13 protein-coding genes are annotated in these 14,004 nt (G+C 42.9%); 5 read left to right on the forward strand and 8 right to left on the reverse strand.

Going from position 1 to position 14,004, the window contains the following annotated elements; translation table 11 throughout:
* Positions 1-63: 63 nt before the first annotated feature.
* The 3 genes from ABIX36_RS03400 to ABIX36_RS03410 are packed head-to-tail and all read left to right on the forward strand — an operon-like array spanning position 64 to position 3,506.
* On the forward strand, positions 64-1,278 hold the full coding sequence (locus tag ABIX36_RS03400; RefSeq protein WP_348080757.1) for an acyltransferase: 1,215 nt from the start codon (positions 64-66) through the stop codon (positions 1,276-1,278).
* Between the two features lie 32 nt (positions 1,279-1,310).
* The gene (locus ABIX36_RS03405) at positions 1,311-2,648 is read left to right on the forward strand and encodes an alpha/beta fold hydrolase (RefSeq protein WP_348080758.1); all 1,338 of its coding nucleotides are present in this window, start codon (positions 1,311-1,313) and stop codon (positions 2,646-2,648) included.
* 12 nt (positions 2,649-2,660) lie between these two features.
* Entirely contained in the window at positions 2,661-3,506 is an 846-nt protein-coding gene (locus tag ABIX36_RS03410; RefSeq protein ID WP_348080759.1) for a hypothetical protein, read from the forward strand.
* 61 nt (positions 3,507-3,567) lie between these two features.
* Here ABIX36_RS03410 and ABIX36_RS03415 read toward each other — a convergent pair whose 3' ends face one another.
* The 8 genes from ABIX36_RS03415 to ABIX36_RS03450 all read right to left on the reverse strand — a co-directional run bounded on the left by ABIX36_RS03415 (position 3,568) and on the right by ABIX36_RS03450 (position 12,106).
* Positions 3,568-4,041 carry an SRPBCC family protein gene (locus ABIX36_RS03415; RefSeq protein WP_348080760.1) on the reverse strand — a complete coding sequence of 158 codons (474 nt, stop codon included), beginning with the start codon at positions 4,039-4,041 and terminating at the stop codon, positions 3,568-3,570.
* Positions 4,042-4,088: 47 nt separating this feature from the next.
* Positions 4,089-4,925 carry a sulfurtransferase gene (locus ABIX36_RS03420; protein ID WP_348080761.1) on the reverse strand — a complete coding sequence of 279 codons (837 nt, stop codon included), beginning with the start codon at positions 4,923-4,925 and terminating at the stop codon, positions 4,089-4,091.
* A 157-nt stretch (positions 4,926-5,082) separates the two neighbouring features.
* Complete coding sequence (locus ABIX36_RS03425) at positions 5,083-5,556, reverse strand: ribonuclease H-like YkuK family protein (RefSeq protein WP_348080762.1); 474 nt, start codon at positions 5,554-5,556, stop codon at positions 5,083-5,085.
* A 752-nt stretch (positions 5,557-6,308) separates the two neighbouring features.
* Entirely contained in the window at positions 6,309-7,247 is a 939-nt protein-coding gene (locus tag ABIX36_RS03430) for a DUF4435 domain-containing protein (RefSeq protein ID WP_348080763.1), read from the reverse strand.
* Positions 7,240-8,178, reverse strand: coding sequence for an AAA family ATPase (locus ABIX36_RS03435; protein ID WP_348080764.1), 939 nt, complete (start codon positions 8,176-8,178; stop codon positions 7,240-7,242). The genes ABIX36_RS03430 and ABIX36_RS03435 overlap by 8 nt, the downstream gene beginning before the upstream one ends.
* A 165-nt stretch (positions 8,179-8,343) precedes the next feature.
* Positions 8,344-8,766: a 7-cyano-7-deazaguanine synthase gene (locus ABIX36_RS03440; RefSeq protein WP_348080765.1), complete on the reverse strand. Its 423-nt coding sequence runs from the start codon at positions 8,764-8,766 to the stop codon at positions 8,344-8,346.
* Positions 8,763-9,962 (reverse strand): PfkB family carbohydrate kinase, encoded by a 1,200-nt coding sequence (locus ABIX36_RS03445; RefSeq protein WP_348080766.1) that lies wholly within the window; start codon positions 9,960-9,962, stop codon positions 8,763-8,765. The genes ABIX36_RS03440 and ABIX36_RS03445 overlap by 4 nt, the downstream gene beginning before the upstream one ends.
* 485 nt (positions 9,963-10,447) lie before the next feature.
* Positions 10,448-12,106 carry an SUMF1/EgtB/PvdO family nonheme iron enzyme gene (locus tag ABIX36_RS03450; RefSeq protein ID WP_348080767.1) on the reverse strand — a complete coding sequence of 553 codons (1,659 nt, stop codon included), beginning with the start codon at positions 12,104-12,106 and terminating at the stop codon, positions 10,448-10,450.
* Positions 12,107-12,322: 216 nt separating this feature from the next.
* Here ABIX36_RS03450 and porV point away from each other — a divergent pair, with 216 nt between their 5' ends.
* Entirely contained in the window at positions 12,323-13,489 is a 1,167-nt protein-coding gene (gene porV, locus ABIX36_RS03455) for a type IX secretion system outer membrane channel protein PorV (RefSeq protein ID WP_348080768.1), read from the forward strand.
* A 2-nt stretch (positions 13,490-13,491) separates the two neighbouring features.
* Positions 13,492-13,974: a 2-C-methyl-D-erythritol 2,4-cyclodiphosphate synthase gene (gene ispF / locus ABIX36_RS03460; protein ID WP_348080769.1), complete on the forward strand. Its 483-nt coding sequence runs from the start codon at positions 13,492-13,494 to the stop codon at positions 13,972-13,974.
* The last annotated feature ends 30 nt before the right edge of the window (positions 13,975-14,004 follow it).

Consider the following 14,004-nt stretch of genomic DNA (forward strand, 5'->3'; position numbering starts at 1 on the left):
GCTCAAATTTTGCACATCCTCCGATATTAAAATTATCTTTAGAGACGAAAAAACTGATCCGTTTTGGCGCAAAAACCTTTACTTAACTATATTCCGGCTCTAACGGGGGTACGCGCACTGGCCGCATACCTCGTTTTTATATCTCATTACGCCTACGCGTTTGATGAGAACTTTCCCCATGCTGTGCAACGTTTTCTTAGCGAATTCCACATTGGGGTAACTATCTTCTTCACGCTTTCGGGTTTTTTAATTGCTTTCCGGTATTTCGATAGCTTCGAATTAAGCAGCGCTTGGTTTAAACAATACCTTAAAAATCGGGTTGCGCGCATCTACCCCATGTATTTTTTGCTTACCCTGGCGGCTTTCGTTTCCTTCTATTTTACGCACGATGAAAAAGTGACCAACGGTTTCGCCAGCCCCATAGGTCTATTCCTGATGCATATCACTTTTGTCCGCGGTTTTTTTGATCAGCTTAAATTCACAGGCATAGCCCAGGGCTGGAGTTTAACGGTAGAAGAATGCTTTTACTTTTCAGCACCGTTTATCTTCTACTTCGCGCAGCGTTACCGTAAGTTTTACATACAGCCCCTTATTATTACAGGCATAGGCGCGTTACTGGTACTTATCTTCCGCGATGTAAACTGCTATGGTTTCTTCGGCAATTTTACGTTTATGATGCTGTACACCTTTTTGGGGCGTTGTTTTGAGTTTTTTGTGGGGATACAACTGGCGCTTATTGTCCGCAAAAAAACGCTGGACGGCAGCAGCAAACAAAAATTCACCTACCTGGGTTTTGCATTGATATTTGCCTGTGTATGGTTGATGAGCATCCTGCCTATACCAAAAGGCAAAATTGCGGGGCTGCATCATCCGATGGGTATTATCACCAATAATTACCTTTTGTCGGTAAGTATCGCGCTATTCTTTTATGGCTTGCTTACCGAGACTAGTATCTTAAAAAAGATTTTATCAAATAAATTTATTGAGTTGCTGGGCAAAAGTTCGTATATATTTTACCTCATTCATTTGGGCTGGATGTATGATGGCCTGCATTTTAGCTTCAACTGGCTTAACGACCGGGTGTTCGAGCTTTACGATAAATGGGGCGTTGACTGGAACTCGCCTTTTCAATACGATAATTTAAATGTGCTGTACGCTTTTATCATCCTCAACGGGGTGTCTATTTTGTTGTTTAAACTCATAGAAGAACCGCTAAACCACTACATTCGCCAGTCCGATTTTTTGATCAGGAACAAAAAGCGCGCAGCATCCGTATAAAACAAGGCTTTAAAAAAAGAGAACAAATAAAAATGCAATTACTACGAAGTTTTAAATTTTATGTTGTTACCGCAAGCATCATCCTCGCCGGCTGCTATAGTACTTTCGCACAGGACGATAAGGAGGAAGAGGGTGAAGTATTTATAGAGGTGAAACCGGGCTCTAAAAACGCCCTTTTTAAAGGCGACGATAACATTGAGTTTAAGCTAAAGGTAAAAAGCACCTACAAAAATAACCAGGACGGCAAACTGACCTATAATGTACTGAGCGACGATTTCAGGCAGCTATCAACCAATAGCATGCCCGTGCACCTCATCAAAAATTCATCAGAAACGTACAGTGTTTTGCTACCTAAGCGCATCCCGGGTTTTTACCGCGTGCACTTTATGCTTAACCTTACCACTTATGACGATACGGTAAAACGCGTGTTCGGCATCGACCCCGAAAAAATAAAAACCGCCCTGCACAAACCTGCCGATTTTGACGCGTTTTGGAAAGGGACCGTCGATACTTTAAAGAGCATTAAGCCGGAGTTTAAGTTCACCGAGGATAAAAAGAAATCGACCAAGGAAAAAGTTGTTTACCTGGCCGAAATGAAATCCTGGGAAGGTATCACCATCCGTGGCTGGCTAACCGTGCCGAAGGGCGGCAAAAACTATCCTGTTTTGTACCGTGTGCCGGGCTATACCATTGAGATGAAGCCCGATTATGATAAAGAGGATTTCGCGGTATTTACCATCAACGTACGCGGGAACGGTAACAGCCGGGATGTGATAGCGCCTGATTATAAGCAATACAATTTAGTGAATATAGAAAGCCGTGATAAGTACATTTACCGCGGCGCTTATATGGATTGCCTGCGCGGAGTAGATTTTATTGCCGCCAATGCGTCTAAGCTGCGCCTCAACGCCGAAAAGATAGTGGTGGAGGGCGGTAGCCAGGGCGGGGGACTTGCCGTGTTTGTGGCCGCTATGGATAAGCGTGTAAAGCTTTGCACCTTCCAGGTACCGCTATACGCAGATATGCACGACTCTTACGCTATTGGCAGCTCGTACCCTACTGATACCTGGCCAACGCTGGTTTTTCACGATTACATAAAAAAACACGCGGGCTTTAGCAAAGAAAAACTGCTTGCCGTTTGGGATTATTACGACCCGCAAAACTTTGCCGACAAAGTAAAATGCAAAGTATTGATGGGCATAGGCCTCCTTGATGAATTTTGCCCCCCGCGATGCAGCTTTGGCATGTTTAACAAGTTTGCCAGTACCAGTAACGAATATTTTGTTGTTGCAGATAAAGCGCACGAGGTTAACTTTACATACTTTACATTTCAATATTACTGGCTGAAGGAAGATTTCAGGATGCCGTAAACAGCACATACCATGAAAAGAATTTACATAGTTTGTTTATTACTGGTTATCATCGGCTCGGCCCGGCAGCAGGCTTTTGCAGGCTGGCCTATTGGCAAATACCGCAATATTGTGGTGCCATCCTTTAACTACTACACCTCTAAAGATGTATATAACTCCAGCGGTAAAAAGGTAAAACCTGCGGGGAATAGTTCGTTCACCAGTTACGCTTACGGATTGTATGTTGGCTACGGTATCACCCGCCGCTTAGATCTGATCGTAAACGTTTTGGCGCCCGATCAAAACAGCCAGTTTACCACCGCCGCCGGTACCACCTATCAGCAAAGTTTTGGCTTTGGCGATATACAGGCAGGCCTAAGTTATGCGCTTGTTAATTTTGATTATAAGGCGTACTTCTCGGTACAGGTATCTGGTATAGCGCCGCTATATAAACATGACGAGGATGTGCTCGACCTGGGTTACGGCGTTTTTGGTTCCGAAGTAAAGTTTATGTACACCGGCAGCTTTAATAAAAACTTTTTGCGCGGCTGCTATTTTAACGTAGAAGCAGGTTACCGCCGTTACTTTGATAAGCAGGGACCAAATGTTATCGTATACTCGGCTTTGTTAGGCATTCCCATCAACAAAAAGAACCAGGTAAGCTTTGAAATTGGCGGTCAGAATTCATCCAGCTCCAACAAATCTTTCAGTCAGAATTTAAGCGTGAACCGCGATTTCGCTTTCACTAAGGGCGCTGTAAATGTGGGGCATACTTTTACACGCCGTATTTCGGTTTTCGCAAGTGGATTCTACACCTTTATGGGCAGGAATGCAGGCGTAGGCTACGGCGGTGCGCTGCAGGCGGTGCTAAAAATATAATTTGTGGATTACACTGATTAGGAATCGATTATACAGATTTTAACAATACCAACGATTTTACCTACCCCGTGTATTTCCCAAATATTTCTTCCACGGTTTTCACCCTGAATTCAAACACTTTTCTAATTTTTTTGCGCACTAAAACAGCGTTGGTTAGCCGGCCAATTACGCCAAAGGGTATGGCGTAATGCAGCAGATCGGTCATTTCTACGCCGCCGGGGATCTCTTTAAAATGGTGCTGGTGATGCCATAAAGCGTAAGGACCAAAGCGCTGCTCGTCCACAAAGTATTTACCGGGTTCTACATGTGTTATTTCGGTCATCCAGTTGAGTTTAATACCCAACAGGGGCGATACCTTGTAGGTGATGATCATCCCCGGATACATTTTGCCATCGCCATTATAATCACTGGTTACCACAAAGTTCATTTCGGGCGGGGTAATTTTTGCGAGGTTATGCGGCGACGAAAAAAAATCCCATGCCTCATCTAAACTGATGGGCAAATTTTGCTTAAGCTTTAAAACGTATGTTTTCACAATGGAGATTAACGCATTTTAGTTTGCCCCGGTTTTACGTTCGGTAATTATTGCTCCGTTGTGGCAATCGGCAGATCCCTGCGGCTCCATTCACTCCACGACCCTACGTAGAGCTTTGGTCCGGTAATGCCCGCATGTTCCATCCCAAGCAGCGTATGACAGGCTGTAACGCCCGATCCACAATGCACAATCACATTCTGCGGCTTTACATCGCCAATGGTGTCTTTATAAAGCGATTCGAGGGCTTTAGAGGTGAGGTATTTCCCCTCCGGCGACATGCTGGTACTGTAAAACAAATTCACTGCGCCGGGTATATGCCCCGCAACAAGGTCAAGCGGCTCGGTGATGCCTTGGTAGCGCACGCCCTCGCGCACATCTATCACCACCCGGTTATCGTCCTTAGCGGCTTTCTTTACTTCTTCTATATCAACCGTGTTGGTGTACTCGGCAGCAATAGGGTAGGTTTCCACCGCAGCGTTCTGGTATTCGCCGGTGGTTAACTGTATCCCGGCATCAGTGGCGGCTTTTAAACCGCCGTTTATCACCTGCACGTTTGTGTGCCCTATCGAACGCAGCATCCACCAGAGGCGCGCTCCGCCCATGGCAGCGGCTTTATCATCGTAAACTATTACATGGCTGTCGGGCGTAACACCCCAGCGGGCCAGTGTTTCGGCAAAATCTTCGAGGGCTGGCAAGGGATGGCGGCCACCGTTGGCGGCATTTTCAGGATGGCTGGCCAGGTCGGCATCCAAGCCGGCGAAAACGGCTTTGGGCAGGTGTCCGGCAAGATAGCGGTCATGTGCATCGGCACCTCCGCGTACATCAATTAATATGGCTGAGCCATCCAGGATATGAGGATCGGTAATTTCAATAAGCGGCGACATAGGCTATGTATTTGTAGCCCAAATATAGAAGTTAGCTTCGAGAATCAAGACGCGAGATCCAAGAATCAATCAAGAGGCAAGAAACAAGAGACAAGAACCAAGACAAGATACACCCGCAGAAACTATTCACTACTCACCACTCACTACTCACCCCCCCTTATTGCACCATCTTATTGGCACAGCAGGAACTGGCGAACGCTTCCGGCTTGGCTTTGAACACGAAACCCATGCTCATGATGTAGCCCATGGCTTCGTGCAGGGCCTGGTTGCTTTTAAACATCGGGTTGGTGTTAATGTCGGCGTGTACTTCCAGCTCTACCTCGTATAGGTCCAGCAGGTCGCAAAGTTGGTAGGCAATGTCTATGGATTTTTGCACCTCGTTAAGCATCCGTTCTTTGATGGTCATCTTTTGGGAGGTACGCTCCTGGTGGATGAACATAAACGCGCCGCGTGCCTCACGAATGAAAACAATAACCGTAGCAAAATCGGTAACGGTACCTTTTACCTGCGAATCGGTACCGATGCATACTTTTAATTTGTTGCCGAGGGCGGTTTCGCGCTCTATGGCAGCCTCTACTTCTTCTAAAATGGGGGTTTGAATGATCTCTCCGCTAAATTTTTTCCAGGCCATAAAAATATTTTTAGATGATTTTTAGTACTGACCTTTTTACGGTCTATAAAAATAAGCGATTAACTATTGCTTAAACGTTACGAACCGGTAATTTATTTGTTAACATTTTACTGAATATTAACACGTTAGGGGATGTGAGGATGTGCAGATTTCAGATGTGCAGATTTCAGATGAGTCATTGAGCCATTGGGTATGTCGCGATTGTTAGGGCTGCTTCTCTACACTACCGAATCCCCAAAAAGTGTTCACGAGCCACACAGTGAACATCGTGAACACTTTTAAGTTCCTTATAATCAATTACTTGAAAAATACCGATTGGTGACAAAATCGTGTCACCACTGCTGTTGGGTGCTATATTTGCACTCGTTGGGGCAAAGCCGCCCGGCATTGTTAAGCACGAGTAGCCCGGTGCTTTGCCCAACGCGGATACTCGCGCCAAGATTGGGGTAGTCTTCCGCTTTGCCTTACGCGCATGCTCGCGCCAGGATGGGGGGGGGTTCATGGTTGATGGTTCGTAGTTCATAGTACGATTGCACAGGAAGAGGAAATGTTGAGTGGAAGTGCGGTTGGAGTGGTGGTGTTCTCCTTTCTTGAATCTTGTTTCTTAAGTCTTGAATCTAAATATGGGCGTTGCCTGCGGCCGGGCTATACGTTGCAACTCCTCATTCCGCCCCGCTGATAGAAGCGGTGCTTCATTCCGGGGTTTCCACTGCTATCCCTAACGCGGGGGGGCACTTGAGAGAATTGAAATTTTAATTTCTGATTCTTTTAATGTAATCAATTAAATTAGATGGAGTAACCGCATAGCTATTTAAAAGTACTGGCAAAGACGAATATTCAAATTCAAATTTATTATGATATTCCTTTGATAATAGTCCATTATTTTTAGTGGCAACGAGAACTTTAAACTGCTTAAAAAAACTGTTAAGAAACTTCATTTGAAACTTCCCTCGAAATACTGCCCTTTTATTACAGGTGCCAAATTCAGTCACTTTCTTTTTAACAACTGCAATATCTACGACACCGATACACGAAAAAAGTTGTTCTATATTTACCAAACTAGATGTATTGGCAATCGGTTTAATTGAAGACAAATCTCCTTTTACTATATTGTCTAAACTAGTATTCATAGTACTATCTATTTTTAAACGCTTATTCACTATACCCCGTTCGCGTAAATCTGCGTAAGAGGACAGCCATGCATTTAGAAGTAGCGTTGTTTGATTAAACTCATTCAAAAGGTTGTTATATATACTCAAACATGTTTTCAAGTCCCATGAGTCTCTTTCTACACCAAAGCAATCAATTAGAACTTCAACAATCGCTATATCTTCCAAATAAAAATTTTCAATACTATAGCAAGGTGTCTCGTAAATTTCGGGGTTATTGATAGGTTGGTCAAAATCCAAATCTATAAAGAAGCCCGTTCTACACAATGAATAAACTTCATTTTTTTTAATAAGATAGTATGTCTCTTTAACATTCCACTTTCCGGAACAATTAAACTCATAGAAATTTGCCGGAATAATAAAGTTATATATTCGTGGTTTAAAATATATCAAATCATCCTGCCCCTCAAAAAAACAAAAAAGTGCTTGAGGGTTCTTTTTGTGAGCCAAGATGAATTTTGTATAAGCCACTACTGGGTTGGCGACAGCAGCAAGCATACTATTAATTAATTGTTCAGGCATTAGGCCGCTTACTTATATAAATATCCAGCCCCTCGGCATACTTCGTTAAGTCATTCGAGAAAATGAATGGAGAATGGGTAATGGCAAATAAAAAACTACAGTTTTGCGACGAAATTATGTCAGGCAGTAATTTACTTTGCCAAGCAATTGATAACGACATTTCGGGTTCGTCAATAAGTAAAATCAAATCGTTCCTTTTTGAAAAGTAGAATTTCGAAAAAATATTAATTATTTGTTTTTCACCTGACGATAAATATTGTAAATCTATTTTTTCATTGTTGTTGGTATTAATTATTTCAAGTCCCGTTTGGTCTGAATTCATAAATCTTGTTTCTTCGAGATAAGCATTACAAATTTCCTTAAAGCTTACTAAGTTATCCGTTCCGATGTTCTCAAGAAACATTTCCTTTAAGCTATTCATATTAAACTCCATTACTGTTTCGCGGAGAATTTCTTTCGTTTCCTTATCAAATAGTTTTCTATTTAAAAAGGAAGAAAGATCATTTCTGTATTTATAACTTAACAATGGAGATAGTTGCTGGTGAATATTTCGAAAAATAGGGAAGTATACGACACGATTTTTAAATAAATTATCAAGAGTCAGTTCGATATTTTCAAATTTTCCGATTATGCATTTATCTGTATAATTTTTCGTTTCTTCAAGATACTCGACATAAATATGTAATTCACTTTGAGAGAATTCTATTAATTCACTTTCAAGTTCTAATTCTATAAAATCGAAAACAATTTCATCCATTGAACCCCATTTTCTGGTGAGTAGATAATAAAACACATCTAGTATTGTGGTTTTACCTAACCCATTTTCTCCAACTAGTATCTTATATGGTTCTTTAAAAATTACGTTAACGTTTCTATAGTTTTTAAGTCCGATTATTTGAAATCGCTTTATTTGAGACATGTCGTTACTCATGATTTAATTCGTTGATAACTTCTAGATATTTTCGACAACCGTTGCATACTCCGCAGGGGTCGTTGCTTGTATGACATGAATGTCCCCAGTATAAGAGCCTTTCTGGAATTTCAGATTTTCTAATTAATTCTATTGTTGTGAGATAAATGGCAGGGACCATAATTTCTATCCCCCCTCTTGCATAGATACCGCGTTATTGAAATTATTAAAAAACTCCATGGTGCCGTCAACAAACCTATTATCTGTTTTAACTGCACCAAAAAGCAAGTGTTTAGTTTTGTAGTGGATTAGCTTCATGCACGCCAAAGTTATGAGCAGCTGATTTCTATAAGGCCACCACTCCGGTATTTCAGAAATAGACTTATTCCCTGTTGGACACATTTCCCCACTTCCTAGTGAGCTACAGTCTATTTCAATTATTTCATGCCTTAAACTAAGTTCCTTACAAATTTTAGCGCTAACTTCAATTTCTTTTTCGGCAGTTTTCTGGCCATAATTTACGGTAATTGCCACAGAAATATCTTTTCGATACCAATATGTTAACGCAAGTGAATCAAGCCCACCCGATAAAAGAATTGCTTTTTTCATTCCTTGAAAGCTTCCCAAACTGTTTTATAAATTAGAGTTGAAAAGTCGCTTTCGATAATACAGTTAGTGCCTTTTAGCATAGTTAAAGACTCCTCTTGTTCGTTCTCTGAAAAAACAATAATTGATTTCTTTAAAGCTACGGCGTATCCAATTTCAAACATGGTTCCTGAATCTAAACCATCTGCTATTGCCACTAGGAGGTCGCATCTTTCTATTGCGTTTATATCTTGAGGAACAACTTTCTGCGCGTCACCTAACCCAACATCATGATACGGTGAAAACACTTCAAAGCCGAAATTAATTAACTGAAGACGAAATTGCTCTACCAGCCACCGTTGAGCCATGTTAAAAAATGGACCGGCTAAGTAAATTTTCTTTTTAACTGTGGAGTTATTATAAAACTCTTTAAACCTCGATTTATCTATAAAGTCTGGTATAGGTAACGCTAACGTCTCTGTGTAATAAGCGGTGGCTAAAGACGCCTTTAATGCGCACTCTTCAATTGGAAGTTTGTTAATCAAATAATTAAACCCAAATGTCGCTGTATAAATATCACCTGTCCCAATTGGCCAGACTCGCTTCGTTTTGTATAGAGGAATAAATACATCATCCTTGTCCTTTTGAATTAGTAACGCGCCATTCGTCCCCATTTTTATAATTGCGGCATTCACCTTTTCTATATTAAAAAGATGAGTCTTAATTTTTGACAGGTCAGAAAAGCCAGTAAAAGTTTTAACTTCTGTGAAGTTCGCAACCCAAATTAACTCATCTGTTTCAGAGCCGTTCTGCCAAAACGACTGTGGATTAATTGGTGATTGTGGATCGTATACTACTTTTTTTGCCAACACCTTCTTATTGCCCTCAACCATTCCAAATTGAATAATTAATTCCCCTTCTATTGTCGGGGGAATTTCGTCTTTTATTTCAGTTTGGGAATAACTTGGGTTAGCTAAGGGATAATCATAATTGAATAATGTTGTGAACGGAACAATTGTGGCTTCAACTTCAGCTTTTAATGCATTTGTTATACTTAATAAAAGCTCGTAGTCATCTTTACCGACATCAGTATTAAACACAATTTCAGCCGCCCCCTCACATAACGTGTGAACCGCTCTTAAACCAGAACCATATAATTCGTTCCATGCTGGATCTCTACAGATCTCGTAATATGTGCCACCAACTATATTTAAAGTCATAGTTCATTTTCGTGTAATACCGTTATCGCGCATTTGGCCCCATCGACGCTCCTTACCTTTGCGTAAAACACATTCCCCTTCACGATGCAATTAATTAACTTATTTAAATTAGAATGTATAATTGTACCGGCAATTTGCCCATCAATTATAACTACACAAGTAGTTCTAGTGGGAGACAAAATTACTTCCAGTAACATCCCGGGTCGAATATTCACTATTACATCCTCCTTTGGAGACGATAATTGAGTATTAAACTTCAACTCTTCACAAGGAATTTCCTTATTGTGCGAAGACCTTCCGCCTCCACCATTTCCACTACCGCCCATGCTATGTTAAATTTAGGTTTAATTCTGGTTTTTAAAGCTATCATTAAAAAGTCTATTCTACAACCCGTAAAAACACCTGGTTTTTTTTTTCGTGTCTCCCAACAAAAAAAGCCGCTACTTTTCAGTAACGGCTCATATCATTCAAAAAGCTGGTTCTTGTTATCTCGCCTTGTAGGGCTTTGCCTTTTTAACTGGCAGGTGTGGCTTGCCTTCGGGGTGGATCTCCGGGGCGCCTACCATGGTCATGGCGCAACGGAAACCAACTTCGGCGCTGCTTTCGTCCTCGTCCATAAAGCGGCGGGTTGCAGGGTTCATCCAGTAGGCCAGGTCGTTCCACGAGCCACCTTTAAAGATCTTAGAGTGGTCGTTAACCAAGGTGGTTGTACCGTATAATACGGTGTTCACCGAGTCGCTTGCACCACGGAAATCGGGGTTGTAAGCTTTACCACTGTATTTAATAGAGTTTGGCGTAGTTGGCGGTACGGTAGCACCTGTGGCTGGTACAGTACCAGCGGCAGTACCGTTATTAAGGCCTTGCTGCTGCGCTATCATTTCGCTGTATTTTAATTTTTTGTTCGATTTGGCAGGGTCCTTAATAGGGCGGCCGTATTTATCCTTAGCGTAAAGCCCTTTAACCGGGTCGGCCAGGCGTTTATTGGTAAATTCGTTACCACGGAAAGGGTTAAAATCTTCCACCTCTTCAAACGAAGTTTGGCGGTAGGTATCGGCAACCCATTCGTTTACGTTACCTGCCATGTTGTACAAGCCAAAATCATTCGGCTCGTAAGAACGCACGGGTGCTGTAATATCCGCCTTATCATTCAGGCCACCGCCAACACCCGCGTTATCGCCGGCGCCGCGTTTAAAGTTGGCCAGGATCAACCCACGGGTTTTACGGTTTGGTGAGCGTACACCCAGGCCGTTCCATGGGTAAATTTTACCATCATTAATATTCTCAAATTCGGTGTTACCGGCAAGCGATAAAGCCGCGTACTCCCACTCTGCCTCCGAAGGCAGGCGGTAGCCTTGTTTCAAAATACCGTCCTCTATACGTACCGGCCTGCGCGGGCCACCTTTGGCAGTACCCGGGGCAGCGTTAGGGTTTATATCTTTCGGCATGTTCTTGCCGTCAACTCCCGCACCTTTTATTTGTCCGTTCAGGTAAATATCTGTGTTAAAGGGCTCCTTTAAGCCACCTTGCGCACCTGCGGCAGGCGCTGCGCCTTTTTTACCGCCACCTGCTGCTTGTTTCCAGCTTGTCATGTAATCATTTTCGCGCAGGATGTTTTCGTTGGTACGGTCTGTACGCCAGATGCAATAATCTTGTGCCTGGTCCCAGGTAACACCCACAACCGGGTAATCCTGAAACGCCGGGTGGCGAAGGTAATTTTCTACGTAAGGCTCGTTGTAAGACAGCGGTTTACGCCATACCAGGGTATCTGGCAGGGCATTGTAATATAATTCGCCATCGTTAGGGAAGGTAATATTTATCCAGTGCAGGTAATCCAGCCAATCCTGGTTGCTTACCTCAGTTTCGTCCATATAAAAAGATGGAACGGTAACCCTGCGGCGCACGTTATTATAATCGTAGGTAACGTCCTGGTCGGCGCTTCCGCCTAATACAAAAGTACCGCCTTCAATTGGCACCAAACCCGGGCCAGGTGTAGGGTGAGTTTGCTTAAACCGCAGATAACCACCGTTATTCCTGTTGTTGTAAGTCATCCCCGTCTTTTGTGATTGTGGAGGTTTACTGCAGCTGCTTAGCAATGTGCCAAAACCCAACAACACTAAAGCAGTATTAGTAAAAAGTGCTTTCATACTTTGCAAAATATCTATTTGGAGGTAAATTTAATAAAAATGAATAATAAAATAGCCTATTGGGTACCAATTTAAAAAAACTGCTACACCCGTAACCCTGTTAAACGGATTATTTATTATTGAGTTACAATAATTTGATGTATTATTGGTTCTAACCTCAAAATTAAACGATAGTCCGGTTTTATTATTTTAAATATTAGAACTAAATTGCACACAATGAAGTATAGCTATACTAAAATTGCTCTATATATCTTGTTGACAATTCCCGCTGCCGCATCAGCGCAGACCAGTACAAACGGAAGCGTTAATGCTATATCCACAGCGGTACCATTTCTTAATATTACACCCGATTCGCGCTCAGGTGCCATGGGCGATGCCGGCGTTGCACTTTCGCCGGATGTAAACGCGAATTACTGGAACCCCGCAAAGCTGGCCTTCATGGAAAACAACGACGATATCTCTTTATCGTACAGCCCATGGTTGCGCCATTTGGTGCCCGATGTTAGTTTGGCTTACTTAGCCTACGCGCATAAGCTGGATGACCGCAACACCTTCGGTGCATCGTTAAGGTATTTTAATTTGGGCAGCATCCAACTGATAGACGATAATCAGAACGAACAGGGCACTTATAAACCCAGCGAACTCTCTATCGACGGTTCTTTTGCGCGAAAATTCGGCAACAACCTTTCATTGGGGCTAACACTGCGTTATATTTACTCCAACTTTTCTAACGGTGCCTTCGTTTCGGGCGGAAGTACCGCGCAGAACAAAGCCGGTAACGCCATATCCGCAGGGGTGTCGGTATACTACAAAAAAGATTACGGTGATAGCTCTGTATTTGCCTTTGGCGGGCACATCTCCAACATAGGCTCAAAAATTGCTTACAGCGATGGTGGCACAAAATACTTTTTACCGACCAATTTAAAGCTGGGCGTTGCCAACACCTGGCGACTGGACGGCGCAAGCAAATTCACGGTTACGTTTGATATCAACAAGCTTTTAGTGCCCACACCACCCATCCGCGATGCCAACGGCAATATTACCTCCGGCAAGGATGACAATGTTTCGGTACCGGCAGGGTTCTTTCAATCCTTTGGTGATGCACCGGGCGGTTTTAGCGAGGAGCTGAAAGAAATTTCTTTTTCGCCCGGCGTAGAGTACTGGTATAACGATCTGGTAGCGCTGCGTGCCGGATATTTTTACGAAAACCCAAACAAAGGTAACAGGCACTACGCCACCTTCGGTGTTGGCTTAAAGTACCAGATATTTAATTTCGATTTTTCTTACCTGGCAGCCAGCCAGCAAAACAGCCCTTTGGCCAATACCCTCCGCTTCACTTTATCGGCAAGCTTTGGCGGCACAGGCAACAGCAGCATCAAATAATAATGGCTAAAATAAAAGTTGGTTTTGGATTCGACGTCCATCAATTAAAACAACAGCACCCCTTTATTTTGGGCGGTGTAAACCTGGAACATACCAGTGGTGCCTTTGGCCACTCAGACGCGGATGTACTGCTCCACGCTATTTGCGACGCGCTTTTAGGCGCTGCCAACCTGCGCGATATCGGTTTCCATTTTTCTAATAAAGACGACCGCTGGAAAGGTATCAGCAGCTTAATTTTACTGCAACACGTGGTAGCTCTGCTGGCCGAAAAAAACTGGCAGATAGGCAACATCGACGCCATGGTATGCCTGGAAGCACCGAAGATAAACCCTCACATCCCCACTATGCAGGCCAATATTGCCAAAGCAGCGGGGATTGATGTGGATGATATTTCCATTAAAGCAACCACCAACGAAACGCTGGGTTTTATTGGTAGAGAAGAGGGCGTTGTAGCTTATGCGGTTTGTTTGATTGAGAAGATTTGATGTGCAGATTCCAAATGTGCAGATATGCAG

This window comes from Mucilaginibacter sp., assembly GCF_039925265.1.
In the GTDB taxonomy this organism is placed as follows: domain Bacteria; phylum Bacteroidota; class Bacteroidia; order Sphingobacteriales; family Sphingobacteriaceae; genus Mucilaginibacter.